Origin of the sequence: Blautia pseudococcoides (genome assembly GCF_001689125.2) — a bacterium.
GTDB classification, from domain to species: domain Bacteria; phylum Bacillota; class Clostridia; order Lachnospirales; family Lachnospiraceae; genus Blautia; species Blautia pseudococcoides.
The window spans coordinates 1,807,651-1,829,057 of the sequence record NZ_CP015405.2; the positions used below are offsets into that span (position 1 = coordinate 1,807,651).

At 43.9% G+C, this 21,407-nt stretch carries 19 protein-coding genes, 1 tRNA gene, 1 other RNA gene and 2 other annotated features; of the genes, 5 read left to right on the top strand and 16 right to left on the bottom strand.

Annotation, left to right across the window (positions count from 1 at the left end; all coding sequences use genetic code 11):
• Positions 1–11 precede the first annotated feature (11 nt).
• From pheS to A4V09_RS08570, 12 genes are all read right to left on the bottom strand, one after another.
• On the bottom strand, positions 12–1,031 hold the full coding sequence (gene pheS, locus A4V09_RS08515) for a phenylalanine--tRNA ligase subunit alpha (protein WP_065541966.1): 1,020 nt from the start codon (positions 1,029–1,031) through the stop codon (positions 12–14).
• Positions 1,032–1,132: 101 nt separating this feature from the next.
• Positions 1,133–1,363 (bottom strand) — a binding site (T-box leader).
• A 44-nt stretch (positions 1,364–1,407) separates the two neighbouring features.
• Entirely contained in the window at positions 1,408–2,361 is a 954-nt protein-coding gene (locus tag A4V09_RS08520; protein ID WP_065544700.1) for a YihY/virulence factor BrkB family protein, read from the bottom strand.
• Positions 2,362–2,432: 71 nt separating this feature from the next.
• Positions 2,433–3,890 (bottom strand): SpoIID/LytB domain-containing protein, encoded by a 1,458-nt coding sequence (locus tag A4V09_RS08525; RefSeq protein ID WP_065544701.1) that lies wholly within the window; start codon positions 3,888–3,890, stop codon positions 2,433–2,435.
• 95 nt (positions 3,891–3,985) lie between these two features.
• Positions 3,986–5,554: a fused MFS/spermidine synthase gene (locus tag A4V09_RS08530; RefSeq protein ID WP_065541967.1), complete on the bottom strand. Its 1,569-nt coding sequence runs from the start codon at positions 5,552–5,554 to the stop codon at positions 3,986–3,988.
• Between the two features lie 154 nt (positions 5,555–5,708).
• Positions 5,709–6,773 carry an aldose epimerase family protein gene (locus tag A4V09_RS08535; protein WP_065541968.1) on the bottom strand — a complete coding sequence of 355 codons (1,065 nt, stop codon included), beginning with the start codon at positions 6,771–6,773 and terminating at the stop codon, positions 5,709–5,711.
• A gap of 184 nt (positions 6,774–6,957) precedes the next feature.
• Positions 6,958–7,139, bottom strand: a non-coding RNA gene (ssrS, locus tag A4V09_RS08540) — 6S RNA.
• Positions 7,140–7,194: 55 nt separating this feature from the next.
• Positions 7,195–7,965: an HD domain-containing protein gene (locus A4V09_RS08545; protein ID WP_065544702.1), complete on the bottom strand. Its 771-nt coding sequence runs from the start codon at positions 7,963–7,965 to the stop codon at positions 7,195–7,197.
• Between the two features lie 133 nt (positions 7,966–8,098).
• Positions 8,099–9,790 carry a phosphoenolpyruvate carboxykinase (ATP) gene (locus tag A4V09_RS08550; protein ID WP_065541969.1) on the bottom strand — a complete coding sequence of 564 codons (1,692 nt, stop codon included), beginning with the start codon at positions 9,788–9,790 and terminating at the stop codon, positions 8,099–8,101.
• 122 nt (positions 9,791–9,912) lie between these two features.
• Positions 9,913–11,400: a threonine synthase gene (gene thrC, locus A4V09_RS08555; RefSeq protein ID WP_065541970.1), complete on the bottom strand. Its 1,488-nt coding sequence runs from the start codon at positions 11,398–11,400 to the stop codon at positions 9,913–9,915.
• A gap of 20 nt (positions 11,401–11,420) precedes the next feature.
• Positions 11,421–12,251 (bottom strand): cell wall hydrolase, encoded by an 831-nt coding sequence (locus A4V09_RS08560; protein WP_065541971.1) that lies wholly within the window; start codon positions 12,249–12,251, stop codon positions 11,421–11,423.
• Between the two features lie 736 nt (positions 12,252–12,987).
• Positions 12,988–14,643 (bottom strand): 2-isopropylmalate synthase, encoded by a 1,656-nt coding sequence (locus A4V09_RS08565; protein ID WP_065541972.1) that lies wholly within the window; start codon positions 14,641–14,643, stop codon positions 12,988–12,990.
• 138 nt (positions 14,644–14,781) lie between these two features.
• Positions 14,782–15,045: a binding site (T-box leader), on the bottom strand.
• 61 nt (positions 15,046–15,106) lie between these two features.
• The gene (locus A4V09_RS08570) at positions 15,107–16,144 is read right to left on the bottom strand and encodes an SGNH/GDSL hydrolase family protein (protein ID WP_065541973.1); all 1,038 of its coding nucleotides are present in this window, start codon (positions 16,142–16,144) and stop codon (positions 15,107–15,109) included.
• Between the two features lie 115 nt (positions 16,145–16,259).
• On the opposite strand from A4V09_RS08570, the gene A4V09_RS08575 reads away from it, so the two are divergent.
• Together A4V09_RS08575 and A4V09_RS08580 are read left to right on the top strand one after the other, a co-directional pair.
• Positions 16,260–16,652: a pyridoxamine 5'-phosphate oxidase family protein gene (locus tag A4V09_RS08575; RefSeq protein WP_065541974.1), complete on the top strand. Its 393-nt coding sequence runs from the start codon at positions 16,260–16,262 to the stop codon at positions 16,650–16,652.
• A gap of 224 nt (positions 16,653–16,876) precedes the next feature.
• A tRNA-Pro gene (locus A4V09_RS08580) sits at positions 16,877–16,950 on the top strand.
• Between the two features lie 96 nt (positions 16,951–17,046).
• On the opposite strand, the gene A4V09_RS08585 is transcribed toward A4V09_RS08580, so the two are convergent.
• Entirely contained in the window at positions 17,047–17,925 is an 879-nt protein-coding gene (locus A4V09_RS08585) for a uroporphyrinogen decarboxylase family protein (RefSeq protein WP_157123481.1), read from the bottom strand.
• Positions 17,926–17,968: 43 nt separating this feature from the next.
• On the opposite strand from A4V09_RS08585, the gene A4V09_RS08590 reads away from it, so the two are divergent.
• The 3 genes from A4V09_RS08590 to A4V09_RS08600 all read left to right on the top strand — a co-directional run bounded on the left by A4V09_RS08590 (position 17,969) and on the right by A4V09_RS08600 (position 19,347).
• On the top strand, positions 17,969–18,148 hold the full coding sequence (locus tag A4V09_RS08590) for a DUF6774 domain-containing protein (protein ID WP_065541976.1): 180 nt from the start codon (positions 17,969–17,971) through the stop codon (positions 18,146–18,148).
• Positions 18,149–18,226: 78 nt separating this feature from the next.
• Positions 18,227–18,703 carry a TspO/MBR family protein gene (locus A4V09_RS08595; protein WP_065541977.1) on the top strand — a complete coding sequence of 159 codons (477 nt, stop codon included), beginning with the start codon at positions 18,227–18,229 and terminating at the stop codon, positions 18,701–18,703.
• A 5-nt stretch (positions 18,704–18,708) separates the two neighbouring features.
• Positions 18,709–19,347 carry a DUF3298 and DUF4163 domain-containing protein gene (locus tag A4V09_RS08600; protein WP_065544703.1) on the top strand — a complete coding sequence of 213 codons (639 nt, stop codon included), beginning with the start codon at positions 18,709–18,711 and terminating at the stop codon, positions 19,345–19,347.
• Between the two features lie 432 nt (positions 19,348–19,779).
• Here the strand turns inward: A4V09_RS08600 and A4V09_RS08605 are convergent, their stop codons facing one another.
• The 3 genes from A4V09_RS08605 to A4V09_RS08615 all read right to left on the bottom strand — a co-directional run bounded on the left by A4V09_RS08605 (position 19,780) and on the right by A4V09_RS08615 (position 21,086).
• Positions 19,780–20,253 carry a hypothetical protein gene (locus A4V09_RS08605; RefSeq protein ID WP_065541978.1) on the bottom strand — a complete coding sequence of 158 codons (474 nt, stop codon included), beginning with the start codon at positions 20,251–20,253 and terminating at the stop codon, positions 19,780–19,782.
• Positions 20,246–20,575, bottom strand: coding sequence for a hypothetical protein (locus A4V09_RS08610; RefSeq protein ID WP_157766927.1), 330 nt, complete (start codon positions 20,573–20,575; stop codon positions 20,246–20,248). Before A4V09_RS08610 ends, A4V09_RS08605 begins: the two co-directional genes overlap by 8 nt.
• A 79-nt stretch (positions 20,576–20,654) precedes the next feature.
• Positions 20,655–21,086: a PadR family transcriptional regulator gene (locus A4V09_RS08615; protein WP_065544704.1), complete on the bottom strand. Its 432-nt coding sequence runs from the start codon at positions 21,084–21,086 to the stop codon at positions 20,655–20,657.
• Positions 21,087–21,407 lie beyond the last annotated feature (321 nt).

Genomic DNA, 21,407 nt, shown 5'->3' on the forward strand with positions numbered 1-21,407 from the left:
CTTCTCCGGGATCAGAACTGCTTCAGGAATCTGGTGTCATTTTCGTACAGAAGTCTCATATCATCAATCTCATATTTCAGTAATGCAATACGCTCCAGTCCCACACCAAACGCGAAGCCTGTGTATTCTTCCGGGTCAATGCCGCACATTTCAAGAACATGGGGATGCACCATACCGCAGCCCAGAATCTCAATCCAGCCGGAACCTTTACAGAAACGGCAGCCTTTGCCTCCGCACTTGAAGCAGGAGACATCCACCTCTGCACTTGGCTCTGTGAACGGGAAGTGGTGGGGACGGAATTTCGTCTTTGTCTCCGGTCCGAACAGTTCTTTGGCAAACTCCTCCAGAGTACCCTTTAAGTCCGCAAATGTAATGTGCTTGTCAATGACAAGACCTTCAATCTGATGGAAGGAAGGGGAATGTGTTGCATCCACTTCATCAGAACGGAACACACGTCCCGGTGCGATCATACGGATTGGCAGTTCTCCCTTCTCCATGGTACGCGCCTGTACCGGGGAAGTCTGGGAACGCAGACAGATTTTATCGTCGATAAAAAAGGTATCCTGTTCATCTCTGGCAGGATGGCCCTCCGGGATATTCAGTTTTGTAAAGTTGTAATCCATGTACTCCACTTCCGGGCCTTCCACAACTTCATAGCCCATACCAATGAAGATACGCTCCACTTCCTCCAGCGCTATGGTGTTTGGATGCCTGTGGCCAATCTCCATCTTCTTAGCCGGGAGGGTTACGTCGATGACTTCCGCTTTCAGCCTTTCCTCCATAACGGCTGCTTCCAGTTTAACTCTGGTATCCTCCAGATGTTTTTCAATCTGCGCACGAGTTTCATTTACCCACTGCCCAACCTTTGGCCTGTCCTCAGCTGCTACCTCTTTCATACCTTTTAAAACTGCTGTCAGCTCTCCTTTTTTTCCAAGAAAAGCAACACGTACATCATTTAATTTTTCCAGGGAATCCGACTCCTGGATACGCTTTGCAGCTTCTTCCTGAATACGCTGTAATTTTTCTTTCATAGCAATCTCCTTATACGTTTTATTCCTGTAACTGTAGGGTACTGAACAGTTACCAGTGCCTTAGTTACTTATTCCTGACAATAAAAAAAGACCCCACCCCCAAAAGGGACGAAGCCTGTAAAGTCCGTGGTACCACCCTTGTTCCCATCTGTAAAAATACAGCGGGCACTCGTTTCTGTTTAACGCACAGTGACGTCATTTCCTACTGTTGTTTCAGAAATGCGGCTCCGGTGGGAATCTCAACGGTTATCTGAACTGAGAGGAGCTTTCAGCCGGTGACTCCTCATCTCTGACAGAAGATAAACATCTACTGACACCTTCACAGCCTTTTTCATGTATTGTCTGTAACCCATTTTAGCCACTAATTTGCATTCTGTCAAGAAGGTTTGTCAGCTTTTGTATCTTTTTTTTCCTTTTTTTCTGCCAAATCCTCCGTTTCCTCCTCATCATCCCTGCCGATAAGCTGCTGATATTCTCTCTTGAGGGTCTCGGTTGCCACCTGATGCACCCATTTGAATTTTTCCTCAAAATAACAGTTGATCTGGGCGCCTATCATCATGATATTCATACAGAAGTACATCCATAAAAGAATCAGTATGATGGTGGTCATGCTTCCATACATATTCGATGTTCCCTCATAATAATCAAAATAGAGAGAGAATCCAAAGGAAAATGCAGACCAGCTCACTGCTGTGAACACAGCCCCCGGCATCTGGCTTCTGAAGGTTGCCTTCCTGTTTGGTACAAACTTATACAAAAACAGGAACACCACACACAGTGCCAGAAGCGTGATAGTCACTCGCATACTGATTATCATGGATACCAGTTTGTCAAGGAACGGCAGATGTTTGCTGAGTTCCCTCTGCAGACTGTTGCCAAAGACCTGGAGGATCAGGGTCAGTATAATGGCAATGACAAACACAAGTGTGTAGAATACAGAGCGTACCCTTGTCACTATATAATTCCTGGTCTCCTTCACCTGATAGATACAGTTGAATCCATTGGTCAGAGACTGGATCCCCTTCCCTGCAGACCATAGAGCAATGACACCGGAAAGGGGAACCACGGTCAGTGACTTTTCATACACCTCATTGACGATCCCCTGAATGAAGGTCTCAAAACTCTCCGGGCAGATCTGCATTACCGCATTGATCACCTCCTGCCTGTCAAGAGGCGTATACCGGACAGAGGTCATGAGAAGGAGCATAAACGGGATAAAAGAAAGTATAATAAAATAGGCAGCCTGTGCAGAGTAGGCTGACACGTGATTCTTATTCAAATTCTCCATAAATCCGGTGACTGTGCGCACCACGCTTTTTATTATCTTCATTTTATCTGCACCCGTATGTGATTTTCGCATTATTTTCCCATTATAGCATGTGCCCCTTCGGATGACAAGTTTCACAGAATGCTGCTGATATCAGCCAGCTCCACATTTTGGTAAAAATACGAAAGGATCTCCTGATAACTCATCCCCGCCTCTGCCATCCCCTTGGCGCCGTTCTGGCTCAGACCTACGCCATGGCCGTAACCGCCGCCGTTTATCACATATCCTGTAAGGACATCATTTTCATCCCGCTGTTCTTCCAGAGTAAAATATGCACTTGGGAGCAGGTTAGAGCCTTTCACCACAGAGCCGTCCTGCCTTGTAATAGACAAGCCATCCGGTGACAGCAGGGCACGTATGTCGTACTCGTTGCTGATCTTGTAGACACCCTGGTCCGTATTGACCGCCAGATTCATGACGGCACCGCCCTCACCTGTCTTCTCCACATCTATCCCCTGGATTTCTTTTACTCCCGCGTATTTTGCCTGTACAGCAGACAACAGGCGTTTGGCGGAAAATGTGATACTCCACTGATGCCACGGCTCCTCTGCGTCATAACTGCAGTCCACACTTTTCAGATAGGACGCGGGCGCAGATACTTCCCACACCTCATCTGTGCTGGTTTTACCGCTGGATGTAGAAAAATAATAGGCTGTAATGGGCTGGCCGCCGCTCTCCAGAATTTCTCCTTTTGTCTCATCCACGGCTGCACTCGTCCCGGCATCCTCACCGCCGTTTTGATAGACCTGATAATCCACACTGTCATCCACCTGGGCGCCCAGGTCAGCTAAAGCACTTTTCTGCATCTGCACACAGGCATATGTTCTGGCACAGACCGCCTGCGCCTTCAATGCTTCTTTGTCATAGGAGGCCGGCATTTCACTGGGTACCACACCATACAGATATTCTTCCAAAGGCAGCGTATTTACAATACGCAGGCCTCCCTGTTCCTGGTAAACAGTAAAATCCCCTCTATAGGCAGGATTTCCCTGCTGCCTTTCGACTGACAGCAGGGTCGCCCTGTTTTCCTCTCCACCGGCCTGAAGCTCCAGCTTTCCATCCTGGAATAAAGGACTGTCCGCAGTCAGCTCCAATGTCTCACCGTCTGCATAGTCCATCTCCTGGCTCCCTTTCAGATGATAACTGCCCTGAAACTGTAAGTTCACACTCTGGTGCGTATATCCCTTGTATCCGTCCGTCATAAGCAATACGGATATCTGAGGGTCCTGTACCGCCGCCGCTGCCGCTTCACTCTCTGAATCCTGGGCAGCCTGGCTGCTGTTCTGTTCTGTATGAGCAGCCTGGGCATCTGTGTCTGCAGGATCTGCAGCACTCTCCTGCCCTTTTTCCTCTGCATCCGCATTGTTCCGGGAGGAAGCCGGCAGGGTCAGACCGGCACTGGCCCGCTCATTCTCTTTGATCATATTTTCCTGCAGGCTCTGTGTCCGGTAATCTTCCTGTCTTCTTACTCCCGCTCTGTTTGCCTGCCACACAATCAAGATTCCGATCACGGCAAGCAGTATAATCAGCATCTTCCATTTTAATTTCTGTTTCCAGTCCATATATTAATATATGAAAGAAGAAAAGATTTCATACCCCAAGGTCTTTATTCTGAGCATGTCCGCCACTATCCCAGATATAATTCCCTGTAATAGTCCAGCTCTTCCCCGATGATCTCATCTAAAACCTTCATTCCCAAAAGTTCCACCGGGGCCTTGTCATCTGTGAGGATCCTGTCCTTTCCTTCATATCTGGCAAGCCCTTCCGAAACGGCTGCCATCATGCTCTGCAATTCCCCTTTTGGAAGCTTCTCAGCATTTTTTTCAAGCATTTGCGGAAGCATCACATGATTAGAGGCAAAAACCTCCATATTGGTCCCGCCTTCCACCGGTACGGTGTATACATACTTGAATATCGAAGCTATGGTGTCACAGAGATAATCATTGATGGAATCCTCAGAACTGGATTTCATGTTCATATTGACCACCATCACCCCGTTATCCTTCAGATGCGTTTCAACCTGGCTGAAAAACTCAGCCGAGGACATCTGAAACGGAATGGTGATATCCTGGTAGGCATCCACCATGATCACATCATAGGAGTCCTCAGAAGCTGTGAGGTAGGCTCTGCCATCCTCCACTGCCACCTCCACACTGTCCGGCAGTCCGAAATAGTCTGTGGCGATCTCCGCGATCTTCTCGTCAATCTCAGCACCCTGGATTTTGGTTCCCGGAAAATAGCGGTCACAGTAATCTGCATATGTGCCGCTTCCCAATCCAAGAATCATCACATGATTGTCCTTTTTTGTATTGACTCCGGCCATAACAGGGGCGGCCAGAGCATAGTCATAATACATCCCTGTCAGCTCCTGGTTTTTCGTCTTTATGGACTGCACGCCAAAAAGCACATTGGTGGACAGGATCGTTTGCTCCTCCTCATCCTTTACCTGCAGATAATTATAGATGGACTCATCCTCCAGCGTCACATCTTTTTCCCAGAAAGCAAAGCTGAATTTAGGTGTCAGCAGTGCCAGAATAAACAGAACCGCCGCGGTTCCCACGCATAGTCCTCTTTTTCTCTTAACTGTCACAAAGTAGAGCACAGCGATAGCGGCCAAAACTGCTGAAAATATCAGAAAAGTAGCCGCAGTCCCCACTGCTGGAATCGTTACAAAGGTAGGAAGGAAGGTACCGATAATACTTCCGATGGTATTTAAGGCACCCAGCTCTCCCACAGTCTTTCCATTGTCATCCAGATTGCTCACAGAAAACTTTACCAGAGACGGTGTCACGGTTCCCAGCAGAACACAGGGAAACGCAAAGATCGCCAAGCAGGTAAAAAGTGCTGCCCAGACAAGAAAATTGGATTTTATAAAAACCGCCAGCAGCAAAGAGATACCTGCGATCAGATATCTGCCCGCGAACGGTATGAGCGCGATCCATATAGCGGCGATCAAAAGCCTCCGGTACAGCCTGTCCGGGTCATGGCGCTTGTCCGCAGAGCGCCCGCCCCATACATTTCCAATTGCCATGGCGATCATGATCACTCCGATGATCACGGTCCATACAATCTGGGAGGAACTGAAATAAGGCGCCATCAGCCTGCTCGCCCCCAATTCTACAGCCATAACAGACATACCGGAAAAAAACTCTGTTACATACAAGAAATATTTGTTTCTCAATAATCTGGACTCCATATTTTGCCTCCTGTTGTCTCTCTCAATTATTACCCTGCCATAACTGCAGCCGCAAAAACGGGCTGCCACAAGCCGTCCGCACCTCTATTCGGTGCCCGCGTACCTGCTTACGGCAGCCCGTCTTCTTTTTTTGCGTAACTGTTCAGTATAATGTTTACGCTTCTGTAATAAACTGATATATTGTGGTAGTATCGTATTTCTCCCCGGCTTTCAGAACGGAAGACTGGAAAGCAGCCTCATTGCAGGCATTGGGATAGTACTGCGTCTCCATGCAGAAACCGGCACGTTTTGTATAGACACTGCCGCCCTTTCCATTTTCGTTGTTGATAAAATTGCCGATGTAGAACTGCATGCCCGGAAGGTCCGTGAATACTTTCATGGTGATGCCTGTCGCATCGCTGTGAGCCTTTGCGGCCTCTTTTATCCCGCCTTTTTCCCTGCACAGTGCATAATTATGGTCATAGCCGCCGCCGAAGATGAGCTGCTCATAGTCAGTCTCTACATCCTGTCCGATCCTTTTGGGGGAGGTAAAGTCCATGGGTGTGCCCTCTACCTTCAGGATCTCACCTGTGGGAATGGCTCCGGAATCGGAAACCGGCGTGAATTCCGGTGCATGGATCTGAACCATATGATTCAGCATACTCTCTGCTCCCGCATTGTGCCCTGCCAAGTTAAAGTAAGAATGGTTGGTCATATTCACAACGGTATCGGCATCTGCGCTTCCTGTGTAATGCATAACAAGCTCATTAGCATCCGTAAGCTTATATGTTAAAAATCCGGTAAAGTTTCCGGGGAAGCCCTGGTCGCCGTCCGGGCTGAAGATACGGAAGGTGATACCGTTCTCCTCCTCTTTCACTTCCTCCACATCCCAAACACGGGTGCGGTAAAAGTCAGGGCCGCTATGTAAATTATTCTTGTTGTCATTCTGAGCCAGCACATACTCTCTGCCATTCACAGTGAACTTTGCTCCGCCAATGCGGTTTCCGTTTCTGCCGATGGGGGAACCGAAATGAGGTTTATTCTCATAGTATCCTTCCACAGTGTCATAGCCAAGAACTACATCTGTCAAATTCTTATCTTTAGCCGGAACCATCACACTGACCAGTATGGCACCGAAATCTGTTACAAATGCTGCCATGCCGTTTCCATTTTTCAGTTCATAGAGGAATACATCTTTTCCTTCAGGACTCTTTCCAAAGCTTCTTTTTGTCACTCCCATGTCTTAATCTCCTGTTTTTCATGATTTGATCTGCATTTCTGTTGTTATAAACAAAAAGAGTCTGATTCTTCAGACTCTCGCATCAAATGCGGCGTTCCTGCTGCAAATGTTCATTATTCGTAACTGCATAAATACGAAACAGTTACACTATTCATAATATATCCAGCCAAATTGCTGTTATATTTATAATCCCAGGATGCCGTTTCCTACTTTCTGACTCCTAGCCTAAGCCAGGTGGGCAACCGCAACTGTTCTTCTGCCTTCCGCTGCGCAATGACGGCCTGACATCTGAACAGAAATATAGGAATCCCGTTTAAAGAAATGTAGGTTCAAAAACTGTAGGAGCATCGCACACCCCAGGATTACTTCGTATCTTTATTATACTCTAGTATATGAACTTTTTCAACAAAAATGCACACACTTAATAAATTTTTTCTTCAATATAAATATTACAGATAGAGCGCACTTTTTCCATATCCGCTTTTGTCTTCTCGTTCCCGTAGGGTATGCGGTCAATATTCCGGTTCATGTAATCCTGGTTTTTAATATACAGGAAACTGGAACGGAAGTTCAGGTCAAAGATAAAAGCCAGATAAGAGATCCACATATCCATATGTGTGGTCCTCTCTCCCCGACGGATACATCTGTGCACTTCCACAGCCTGAAGGATATTCTCAGAGATTGGTTCAAGGCCCACTTCCTCCGCTGAAATTCCAAAGATAGCTTCTGCATTCTCTGTATCTTTGACCCTGAAATTATCCAGCTTATCCGCGTCCCTGATGATCCTGCAATGCAGGAGTTCTCTTCCTTGTATCTCTTCCGGAATTTCATAGAGGGAATGACAGGCAATTGCTGTTTTGATAATGCTGTCAAACCTGTCATCCTCAATGAAATTTCTGATCCTATTGTCATCAAAAAGGACTTTTACGCCAAACTCAGCATGGTCAAAGAGATTGTCATCGTAACTGTTAAAGGTTTTAAGCTGTTCAAACCTTCCAATGTCATGGAGCAGTGCAATGAGAAGCGCCAGTTCATGGTCTTCACCGGAGACCTTTTCCTCCCTGCAGATATAATCTGCTGCATCCAGAACGCAGAAAGTATGAACCTCCTTCAGCATGATCTTATCATCGCTTCTGTCATAATGACTGAGATACTGCCGGAAGCTTTCTTTTGCGTATTCCAAATCAATCATATTTTCATCTCCGCTGCCCGGCGGACGTATCCCCGGGTATGAAACAACAAAACGGACCGCCATCACTGACGGTCCGCCGCATTCATAGCAATAGTAAGTCCGCAAAGCGTTCTTTCTATTTTGGTCACCTGAATTATTTTAATTCATCAACAACTTTCTGGATCGCATCTAAAGCATCAGCAGGAAGTTTGTCATATCCATCTTTTTTGGTCTCGAATGCTTTAATCTCATTTACACGGTCATTCATACGTGCTTTGAGCTGCTCAACGTAGTTAGCGTCATTCATATCCGGAACGAATCCTTCCCAATCGAAGATTTCGATATCGGAGAACGGTCCCCAAGGTTTGAACTCTGCTTTTTTCTCTACGATCGCTTCCAGAATACCTAAAGTATCTTTCGGCTGAACTTTCTTGCCCATGAAATCGCCTGTATTGATGATGTAGCAGTCTACATTTTTCTCTTCAACCAGTTTTTTGAATTTATCATAGTCATCAGCTAACGGATATGTTCTGAACGGGTTAGCGTAAGGAACAACAACCAGTTTATTTGGGTCAACACCTGGTGCCAGACGCTCTGCTGTAGAACGTTTTGTAGCCAGAGTAGCACCCATTACAGATGCCAGGGAAGCACCTTTTAATTTAACTACCGGCGGAATGGTCGGGTCTTTCATGATCCAGAAGATAGCATTAACCGGCTCGTCGATCTTGTCAACGCGGTTCGGTGCCCACAGTTTGGATTTGATCGCACGTCCGTTACCATTTCTGATATCTTCTGTTACAAGCTGGATGTTTCCATCCTCGTCTAATGTAGCAGAGTTATTCATGGAAGTGAGAAGGAACTTGTTGTCATCACATCCTGCCGGATAATCCTGTGTTTTGTCGAAGTATGTAGGCTCTAATGCTACGGAAGCACATGTATCTGTGTTGATGATGAATGCATCATCGTGCAGAACTTTGATTTCGTATTTGCCATTGTGTTTTGCATGTGTGATGGTGGATTTACCTGATCCTGACAGACCGTATACGGATGCAACGTATTTGGAACCGTCAGCAAGTGTGTACTCTTTCTGTCCGCCGTGGCATGCTGCGTAACCATTTCTGTTGGCAATAGCCCAAGCCATGGTCAGAGTACCTTTTTTGTGCTCACCGAAGTATCTCATACCAAGGATACAAGCACAGTTCTGGTCTGTGTTAAAGTAGCACAGAGTCTGCGGATCGCTTAAGCAGCTGTAGTCAACACCCGGACGGCTTGCCGGTGCCCACTGAGGATCTGAGAAGATGTAAACATCTGCTTCTTTTCCTTCACCTACAGGCTGAGAATTTTTATACATTTTAACATAGTCATCAGACATATACTGGAAGTTCAGCATCCAGGAGTACATGATGTTCTCTTCGCCTTCCGGAATCAGCAGGTGAGCTTTTACCATGAATTCAGGATCCAGGCCTACATATACCTCTGCATGGTACATGGTTTTCCAGCGGGCTTCATAAATAGCATCCATAGCCACTTTGTCAAGAGCTGCGCAGTCAACACCTGGTTCTCCGGCAATGCGGCGTGCGGCTGCATAACGTCCTGTGATAGCACCATCGTTGAATAATAAAACTTTAGCGTCTCTCTCAAGACCAAACTCTTCGCCTCTATAAACAGGCATATCTGTAACGACTGTTCCAGGTGAGTTCTTCGCTAATTCATATGCCTCTTTTAATGTGTTAACCTTAACAACATTGTTGCCATAGAACGCTGCTTCAATAATGGAACGAGTTTTGCTGAAGCCAGTTTTGCCTGCTCCAATCTCGTTGATTGGGTAATATGCTTTTGTTGACATATGGTTTCCTCCTTAATCTTATCTCAAAGTCAATTCATTATCTCATGTTAGTTTTTAAAAGTCAATAGTTTAACAATGTATTTTCTTGACGATTTTTTTACATTTTATAGAATTTTAATATTTTAAATCCCAAGGACATTTTTTACTGCTGCCGGCATCTCCGGAACATCTAAAACCGTATCATGGAGAACAGGGGCTGTACGAATCTCCTCAATGGCATTGGGCACCTTCACATTTGCAATTTTGGACAATTCATCCACCAGCTCAAAATCACCCATGGAATCATATTTACTGTCAATGGCATTCATAACGCTTCTTGTGAATTTAAAAGGGCTGGCTGTGGAGGCAATGACCGTCTTGGTACTATCCCCGGTCTCAGCCGCGTATTTTCCGTAGACACAGGACGCCACAGCTGTATGGGTGTCGATCACATAGCCTGTTTCCCCGTAAAGAGCCTTTATTACACCTGCCGTCTCCTCCTCTGTGGCAAAATTGCCGTAGAAATCAGCAAGCTGGCTGCGCATCTTTTCTGTGATCTGGTAAATCCCGCCCTTGGAAAGCTGCTCCATCATCTCACGGTTTTTGTCCGCGTTTTCCCCTGCAATGCGGTAAATAAGCCTTTCTAAGTTGCTGGATATGAGGATATCCATGGACGGGGATGAAGTCAGGATGAAATCACGGTTCCTGTCATAATTTCCGGTGGAGAAGAAATCATAAAGGACTTTATTCTCATTGGAAGCACAGATCAATTTGTCTATAGGCAGTCCCATATTCTTGGCATAATAGGCGGCCAGGATATTTCCGAAGTTACCTGTGGGCACCGTTACGTTAATTTTTTCACCATCTTTTATCTCACCATTCTTATAAAGGTTCACGTAAGCGTAAACGTAGTACACTACCTGAGGGACCAGGCGGCCGATATTGATGGAGTTGGCAGAGGAAAACTGGAAGCCTGCCTTATCAAGCTCCTCCTCCATTGCTTTGTCATTGAACATTTTTTTCACTGCAGTCTGGGCATCATCGAAATTGCCTGTGATACCCACCACATATGTATTATTTCCCTTCTGTGTCACCATCTGTTTTTCCTGAATAGGGCTGACACCGTTCTTGGGATAAAAAACAATGATTCTTGTACCCGGCACATCTGCAAAACCGGCCATGGCTGCCTTTCCTGTATCGCCTGAAGTGGCAGTGAGGATCACAATCTCATTTTTCACATGATTTTTCTTGGCAGAAGTGGTCAGAAGATGGGGCAGAATGGAAAGTGCCATATCTTTGAATGCAATAGTTGCTCCGTGGAACAGTTCCAGATAGTATGCACCTCCCGCTTTTACTAAAGGTGCTATCTCTTCTGTATCGAATTTGGAATCATAAGCCCTGGCAATACATGACTTTAACTCTTCCTCTGTGAAATCCGTAAGAAAACGGCGCATAACCTCATAAGCAATTTCCCGGTATGTCATCCCTGCCAGTCTGTCCATAGGAACATCCAGCTCAGGAATCTCTGTAGGCACAAATAAACCGCCGTCCTTTGAAAGTCCTTTTAAAATTGCTTCGGATGCCTTTACGCATTCTCCTGTTCCTCTAGTACTTTTGTACAAAATCTCCATCTCTATATGTCCTTTCTTCTTTACGGATACGTGAAAAAGTCATGTACCCCATATTGGAATAAAAATTTTAAATCCTCTTTAAACCATTTAATATTGTGCTGCTCCGCATAAGCCTCTTCCATAAAGAACAGCGCACCTTGGGAATAATCTTCCCCATCAATCGCCCGGTTGACCGCCTCTCTGGTTCCCTCTGAAACGGTGACCGTATTGATCCTGCCGTCAACTGTAGGAGAAAACTGGGGACTTCCGTCCGAATTCTCCCATACCACATCATGGATACTGTTTGGGAAATCCGGGCTTTTCACCCGGTTAAAAATTACATTTGCCACCATAATACGGCCTTTGATATCCTCTCCTCCGGCCTCCGCCTCCACTATTTTCAGAAGCGTCTCGTAATCCTGATCTGTCATCCGGAGCAGTCCCTCAGAAGCACCGATGGAGTGATTCTCCAGTTCAGCCACGCTGGTGGCTGTCTCCTCGCTGAAATCAAAATGTGATTCCTGCACCTTTTTGCCTGTTCTCTGCCCTACCAGCACAGCTTCACAGGAGGTGCCAAGCCGATGTACTTCGCTCTGGGTATCCTGACTTATCAATACACCTGAAATAATTGCGTCCAGACCGTACAGCTGTTCTTCCTCCGGTTCATCCTTGTCTTTGGGCGGATCTTTGTCATCACTCACAGATGCATATACATTATTTTTTCCGCCTGCATGAAGCCCGTGAAAGGTAAATGCCACGGCAGCGATCACCACCGCCCCGGTCACAACCAATGCACAGGTTCTCCGGCTCTTTTTAGATATCTTCCGGATCAAAAATAAAAATCCGGCCGCAATCGTACGAATAATGTCCATACCTTTTTCCTTTGCCTGTTTTTCTTAATCGAATAGACACCAGCCACAACTCTCTGTTCCGATACTGATGTCATGAATTATATGGATTATAAAATAATTTGGCAATGGAAGTCAATAAGCCGGGGCGTCTTTTAGCTAATCTTCACAATATTATCTTATTTATTGATGGTTATTTTATACACTTTTTTGTGCTTTTTTCCTCTATTTCACTAAAATGTGGGAATATCTGTATTTTCTTTTATTCTATCTGCTTATGATATCCAGGCCGCACCCAGACGGTAAGTTCCGGCGCCGTCCTCAAATGTCCCTTTGCAGGAGTCATACCCGATGGCACCAAGACCGGAACGCCATTTTTCCACAACAAACCGGAAGCTGTCATTTTTTATCTGCCCTGCTTTTATGGTAATAACTAATATACTTCTTGTTCACACAAGATAATATGTAATCCGGATCTTGTGCTCTAACGGATAAATAATCTGTGGATATTGTCATTAAACCACTTAAGATAATAATCCCGTATTTTCAATATTCAACTTAGTCTTAGGGTGATATCCGCGCTTTTATTTGTATATGGAGCAATTTCAGGAACATATGTTCGTACGCAAAACTAAGAATAATGGACCGGTAAAAATCTATTATTTTACCCGTCCATTATTCAGCATAAAATGTTATTTACCATGTGTATTTCATTTACTCTAAATGATAACTTTACCTTGAAATATTTATACACATTTTTTTATCTGTTATTGATAGCTGTCACCAGCGCGTCGATGGATGCCCTGATGATATCAGAATCCACACCTGCTCCCCAGGCAAGGCTGCCGTCCGGTTTGCGGATACCCACATAGGCAATGGCCTTGGAACTGGAACTCTGCTCCAAAGCATGTTCCTGATAAGTTATCAGATCATACTGGAAGCCGTATTCCTTCTTCAACGCGTTGCTGACTGCATTGAGACGTCCGTTTCCTGCTGCCTCTGTTGTCACTTCACACCCGTTAAAGCTGGATATCACCTGTGCGGTAATCCCCCCATCCTTCTGCTGGAAGTGAACACTGTAGATTTCCAGCGGGGATGTAACATTCTCAAATGTCTTTTTGAACAGCTCAAATATCTGATCAGGCAGTAATTCTTTCTGTGTATGGTCTGAGACAGCCTTTGCTGTATATCCCATAGCTTCCCGCATCTTTGCCGGAAGATTCAATCCGTATTTTGTTTCCAGAATATAACCTACACCGCCTTTTCCAGACTGGCTGTTTATGCGGATAACATCTGCGTCATAGTTTCTTCCCACGTCTTTTGGGTCAATGGGGAGATACGGAACGGTCCAGTGTTCCGGTTTCTTTTCATCCAGCCAGTGCATGCCTTTTGCAATGGCATCCTGATGGGAACCAGAGAAAGCTGCAAATACCAGCGCGCCACAGTATGGGCTTCTCTCACTGATTTTCATGCCTGTGAATTCCTCGTATTTCTCACAGATCGCGCTCATATCGGTGAAGTCCAGGTTCGGCTCAACACCCTGGGAATACATATTGAGCGCCAAAGTAATGATATCCACATTACCGGTTCTCTCACCATTTCCAAAAAGTGTTCCCTCTATACGGTCTGCGCCGGCCAGTAGTCCCATTTCAGAATCAGCCACGCCGCATCCTCTGTCGTTATGGGGATGAAGGGAAACAATAACATTTTCTCTGTACTTCAGGTTCTCACAGATATATTCTACCTGGCTCGCATATACATGGGGCATGGAATGTTCTACTGTCACAGGAAGGTTAATGATAGGTTTCCTGTCTGCGGTGGGCTGCCAGATATCCAGCACTGCATTGCACACTTCAAGTGCATATTCGGGTTCCGTTCCTGTAAAACTCTCCGGGCTGTACTCAAACCGGTAGTTTTCCCCTGCTTCCTCTGTAAGCTGTTTTAAAAGTTTCGCACCTTCCACTGCAATCTGCAGAATTTCTTCCTTTGATTTTTTGAACACCTGCTCACGCTGTGAAACGGAGGTGGAATTATATACATGGACAATTACATTCTTCGCACCTTTTACTGCATCGAATGTTTTCTTGATGATATGTTCTCTGGCCTGGGTCAAAACCTGAACCGTAACATCATCCGGAATCAGATCCTCCTCGATCAGCTTTCTGAGGAACGTATACTCTGTCTCAGAAGCTGCCGGAAATCCTACTTCTATCTCTTTAAATCCAATATCCACCAGAAGCTTGAAAAACTCTACTTTCTGTTCCAGATTCATGGGGATAACAAGTGCCTGGTTGCCGTCACGCAGGTCAACGCTGCACCATACGGGAGCTTTGTCCACATACTCCTTTTCCGCCCACTTCATGCATGTTACCGGCGGCATGAAATACTGTCTCTTGTACTTACTGCAATTTTTCATTCTTTTTTCCTCCTGACTTTGTTTTGGATACCTATATCTAAGCTTTTATGACAGGCGGTATGCCCGGACCTCCAGGGATTTCTAAAACTGCCCAAAGGGTATAAAAAAAGCCCCTCATCTTTATTACAATATGCTTGTAATAGAGACGAAAGACTACTGTCCTGCGCGGTACCACTCTACTTTATGAATATACTTCATACGCTTAATAAGATACAGATATGTACACCTTATATCTTTCCCTTCTGATAACGGCAGGGTTCCGTCTGCATCTACTGTTTCCTTACGAAAGTTCGGGCAGCTGCTCCAAGGGCAGTTCCAGATTCTGCGTCTGCCGCTTCACACCAGCCAGCGGCTCTCTGAAATCCGATATGAATCTGTACTAATCCTTATCTTTGCATTTCTCATATTCCAACAGCTTGTTGCTGTTGTGTTAAAGTTACGATACCATTCCTTGCAGAAAAAGTCAAGAGATAAACGCATGTATTTTTTCAACGACTTTCCTTGCTATCCGGTAAAATCCCAAGTCGTTGGGATGAATCCCGTCCACAGTACAGCATTCCCTTGACTCCTCCCCAAACAGCTCTGCGCCATCCAGGAAGTTTACCTGAAATCCTTTTTCCCTGCACTTTAACACAGTTCCCTGTATAATCTGCTTGCGCTCCCTGCCCTGCATCTCTTCTGACTTAAATTCCGGGTTTGGCCTGGACATAACAAGCACGGGAAGCTTTGGTTTTCGGGAAAGAATACATTCCAGAAATGGTTCATGTGTTGCCTTCAAAAATGCAGCATCCGGAGCATTGTAGTCGTAATCATAGACCAGGCATTTTGCAGGCAGCTCAGATATATACCGGGCAATCGGTAAATCTCCTCTGGCATTGCCCGAAAATCCCAGGCAGTACATCTCAGCATCCATCCACCTGGTCACAAGAGCCGGATATGCGTTGGAAGTTCTGGAGGCACAGCCGCCCTGTGTGATGGAAGAACCATAAAAGATGACCGGTTCCTTTATTTTATGCTCTAATGGTTTCCCTATACAGGCGTTCTCTTTGACTCCAAGGTAAAATTCACGCACACCGTTATAGAGAGGCAGATATACGTCTATTTCTACCTTTTCACCTGAAAGGGGAATTTCTCCCTTTACCGCACGTTCCCCTGGTTCTGCCCTGAAAGTAGCGGCGTAGCTGCCGTTTACAAACACATCCATACCTGCACTTCCGGTCAGGGGCATATGAGACATCATAAAATCCGGTTCCAGTAATTCCATACACAAACCCAGAATATTTGTATCTGTCTGAAAACGCAGAACAGCTCCGCTGGTGTGATGGGCAAGTGCTGTGAACTCCGGCCTGTCTATTTCTTTCAGCACAGCATCGGGAAGGCGCTTCCAGGTATTCGGCAGCACACCCTCAATCTCTGCCTCGGTATCTGTTATCTTCAGATAGGTTAATGATGCTTCTGACTGCACCTGTTTAAAATTGCTGTCCAAATCTTCTATCTTCAATAGTTTCTCCTCCCGCTGTATCCTTTAAATAATAATGCTTTCTTTTTCAAATGCATTTGTTATAATACTAGTATAGGGGCAAAAAAATGTCAATCTTACAAAGGAGGTCTGTTATATGCAGGAAATTTATGATTTTCTAAAGAAATGCGGGACTTATTTTCTGGCAACCACAGAGGGCAGCCAGCCAAGGGTTCGTCCTTTTGGAACTGTGGACATATTTGAAGGCAGACTTTACATCCAGACTGGTAAAGTAAAAGATGTCTCCAAACAAATGCAATCAAATCCCCAAATTGAAATCTGCGCATGTGACGGCGGACACTGGCTGCGGATCACGGCTGCTGCAGTACTGGATGACAGAGTGGAAGCACAAAAGCATATGCTGGACGGTTACCCTGACTTACAGTCCATGTATAAGCCAGGCGACGGAAATACACAGGTGTTCTATCTGAAAGATGCTGTGGCTACGTTTGCCTCATTTACGGATGAGCCAAGGGTGATCCATTTCTAAGATGGTTATCCGCATTTTTGTATTATTCAGATTGGAGGACTGCAGATGGGGAATCTGCGGTCCTTTGTCCAGGAAACTGAAGGGGTAACTGTTCTGTAACAGCCCAGAAAGCCCTGGCAAAATGTGCAGTTTTTCCCTTAAATACAATGTGAATAAAAAAAATAAACTTTTTTTCTATTTTTTCTTGCATTTTCCAAAAATTCTGTTATAATTAATAATCGTTACGGGGTATGGCGTAGCTTGGTAGCGCGCACGGCTGGGGGCCGTGAGGTCGCAGGTTCAAATCCTGTTGCCCCGATTAAAAAGTGAATGCTGGAGGTCGCAGTTATGCGGCCATCCAGCATTTTTTGTGCTATACCTTAACGGTTTCTTTGAAGCTGCCTGAAGACGCCTATCATAAATCAGTTTGTATATTGTACAGCATAAAATCAAGGACAGCAGCTTGCCAGCCCTTGATTTCTTCGTTCCTTTGCCTGTTTTGAGGATTTGCATAAAACTGCATCCCGTAGGAAAAATGCCCCTCCAAAAATGGCTCTACGAACTCAAATGTCCCGCCAATGGGGTAAATCACATAACTCCCGCCCGGTGCCAGGGAATCAATCACTCGGCGGTATTCCTTTTTAACAGCTTCCGGTGAAACGCCCGGCACGTCCAGAACATTCATGTTGTCAAAACCGCCGCAAAATGTTATTTTATCTCCGTATTTCCTCTTTAGTTCCGGTGTATTTTTATTACATGCCTGAAAGGTATCAATAGCGTCACAGCCAATTTCCACCAAATGGGGAACAATCGGCTCAATAAAGCCGCAGCTGTGATGCTGATAGAGCATTCCCGCATTGTGGCAGACCTCCACTATTCTTGTCAGTTCCGGTTTGATCAGACTACGCCATAGATCCGGGGACATGAACATGCGGTCATTACTGTCATAGTCATCATGTGCATTCAGAATATCTATATCATAATATTTTCCTATTTTCTTAAAGTATTCTATCTTCCAATCTGCCATAGCATGGAAAAAATCTTTGCAGGATTCGGGATGCTCAATCAGTGCCATCAGCGCATTATGATTCAGACAAAAACTTATTGCGGAACAAGTCCGGATTTCACAGATATACTGAGCCTTCAGGAATATTTCAAAGTGGCTGAAATATCTACTGCCTATGGTGATAAAACCCCCGGCTGCATCAATGCCTTTGAATCCTGCTCTCCTACCGGTTTGAATAGGGTGTACAGCGGCCTTGAAGGTCATCAAAGGAGGATTTTGATTTAACACCTTACGGTGGTTCCTGCATAATAATAAACCAGAGGTGATAAATATGAATTCCTGTGAACTTGTTGCTTTTGTATCTTCCGTAGCCTGTGCTCTTTCCAACAACTGCACGGAGGACGAATTAGCTATTATGGCTGCTGTTTTTTCTCAGCTTGGCGATACACTGGACACAATCCTTGTCCACAAAGAAATCTGCTGCAGCGATAAAATAAAGAAAACGGATTAGCGCTCAAACAGTTCTCATAAGTGGTTATAAAACTGCATAGTATTAAGTAATTGCCGGTATATGGGGTACATTACGGACATGAACAAAAATAACAGAAGCGCTTTGGTGATTTCCATTCTTCTTCCACTCGCCATTGGGTCTTTGTCCACACTGATCAGCGGAAACAGGTCCATGTATTTTTTGATAAATAAGCCTGCTCTAAGTCCTCCGGCTTTTATTTTTCCAATAGTATGGTCAATACTTTATATTTTGATGGGCATATCTTCCTATATCGTTTATGAATCAAATTCATCGGGTAAATCCAGTGCTCTTAAAACGTATGCCATACAATTGCTTTTTAACTTCTTCTGGAGCATCATTTTCTTTGGCTTATCGCAATACTTCTTTGCATTTTTATGGCTGCTGGCGTTGATCATACTTATTGCTGTTATGATTTATCAGTTCTATAAGATCAGCCCTGTTGCTGCCTATTTACAAATACCTTATTTTATCTGGTGTATATTTGCGGCATATCTAAATTTTATGATATATATTATGAATAAATCAGCGGGGTAATCATGATGCAGACAATCACTACAAATACCTTAACCGATACCATGTACTATAAAGAGATACCGGTATTCACATATAAGATCAATTATCCTTCCTTTACCACAACATGCAGTGATGCCAGTGAATCCATAAACCATCATTATGCCCAACTGGCACAGAAAACCGAAGAATACGGCAGAAAAGTGCTCTACGCACAGGCAGCAGCAGACGCAGAATACCCCCAAAGCCCCCGGCCATTTCCCATTTACACTCTCGATGTTGTTTATCAGATCACTTATAATGCAGGATGCATCGTCAGTTTATATATGGATACATATACCTATGCGGGCGGAGCGCACGGCCAAACAATACGCACTTCCGACACCTGGGACTTTAACACAGGAAAATCATTGCGTCTCACAGACTTCTATCCTCTTACCCCTGTCTCATTGTATCAGCTTCAAAAATCTATGGAGGGACAGGTTGCAGAAAGACTAAAGGCAAATCCAGGTATATATTTTGAAGATTATAGAGCGCTTCTGCAAGATACCTTTAACGTGAATAGTTTTTATATACAGCCAGGAATGATGGTCATCTATTATCAGCAGTATGATATCGCGCCTTATTCTACGGGATTGCCTGAATTTTATATTCCGGTTAGTTTTTAACTACTAATGAATGGCTTACCTGGCTTTTCCTGTTAGCTTCCCACCCTGTAACCGGATGATTCGCTGGCAGCACCCAGCTACTAAAGGATTATGTGTGACAATAATTACCGCCATTCAATTTTCTTAAGACGCAGGAATAATCCTATGATTTTCCCGGTAGTCTGAGTATCTAACGCGCCTGAGGACTTATCCTACAGCAGAATATCAGGTGAATTTATAATTGACCGGGCGATTTATTGCAACAATTTCCTCTTCTGACTTCTCATTTATGCACCTTGATTTATAATTTAATGGCTTTATTTCCAAAGGTTTTCTATTATATAGATGGCCCAATAAATTTTTCATAGATATAAAGTTTTTTAACATCCATATTTTTTAATAACAATAGGGTAGTTGAGAAATTTTCTCAACTACCCTATCTCTTTATCTGTTCTAATATAAAGAACCATTAACACTGCAGGAAAGATTGACAGTCTCATTTACTCTTTCAACAACTGCATTACCAAAATAATGTGTTCCTGTCGCTTTGGCTGTTGCAATATTACCGCTATAGCTTGAAGAACGATTAGAAATCCCCCAGTAACTACTATAAGAATCTGCAGATACAGAAGCACCAGTACACCTAACACTACTGCCTGTGTATGTAAACGATCCTGTTACTTTTACATACCATAAAGCAACATCATCGCTATTATAATATGTCGAAGTTTTTGAACCTGATTTTGAATTACTGGCATATGATGCAATTGGAGATTCAGAAATGACGGTTTCTATATAATCACCATTTTCTAAATACTGTCTTTCCACGTTAACAGTATCCACAGGTGCTGCAGAAACCAAAAGTGCTTGCGAACAAAGCAACATTACACCTAGCATAATTCCTAAAACCTTTTTAATTTTACTCATTAATATTTTCCTCCTCGACAAAAATTATTTTTTTATTAATTGTAGCGTTTGTACTCTCTTTATATATCCTATAATAAAACAAGCCCCAGATAAGACAACTGCAAATGCAAGCAACTATTATCCCGACTTTCATCCATTCCCTGAAATGTTTTTTATTAATACTAGATATAAGATAATCTTCATCTTTTGATTCAACATACTCGCAAAAGGTCTCTTCTGGTGATCCAAACTCTTCAATCAATCCCTCGTATGTACATCCCGGATGTTCTTTAACGTATTGAAACAAATTAAACCTAAAATCCTTCAAAAATTTTCCGTCCATATAATTAATATTCAAAAATAATTCTCGAAGTATTTTATAGTACTTCTGCGCACAATTATTCCTTTGTAATGACGCCATATTAAATAATATCCCTTTGCTCCAATTTTTCTTCACCTGCATAAGCCAAAACAACCTTTACTGCCTCTGTAAATTCAGCATAATCTATCATCAATCGATTCAATTCTTCCTTACCCGCATTCTCTAAATGATAATATATGCGTTCCGGACGGTCTCCCACCCTGCGTCTGTAGTCGGATACACATCCTTTCTTTTCTAATTTATTAAGCGCAGTATACATAGACCCTTCAGCCACTACTATTACTCCATCAGATAACTTCTTCATAGTCTGGGAAATCTGGTAACCATAGCAATCTCCTTCAGATATGATTTTAAGAAGCAATAACTCCATTACACCTTTTCTAAAGTTGTCACTGTTTCCCATCATATCACCCTCTCTCTCTATTATTATTGTAAAATATACGTTTCTTTCTTCTTTCACTCCTCCTTTCACTGTCTTTTTATCCCTCTTAATGTTAAATAAAACCATTTTAACCTATATATAATAAAACTCTTATCTTTTACCTCTGATCCCTGTTCTGATAACTAGTGTCTTTATCCCCTGCCTTTCACTGAGCATGTATGTTATCTGAATGCAATTTTATAAAATGATCGTATTATAACAGATTACAATTATTTCGTATTTGTAATAGCTCATTTTTTATGTAATAATATTAACACTATATTCCATATTATTCAAGCATTTTTGTTAGTATTTTACATTTTTTGCAATTTCTGATCTGCTCATTAAACATTGTAAAATGCATATTCAACA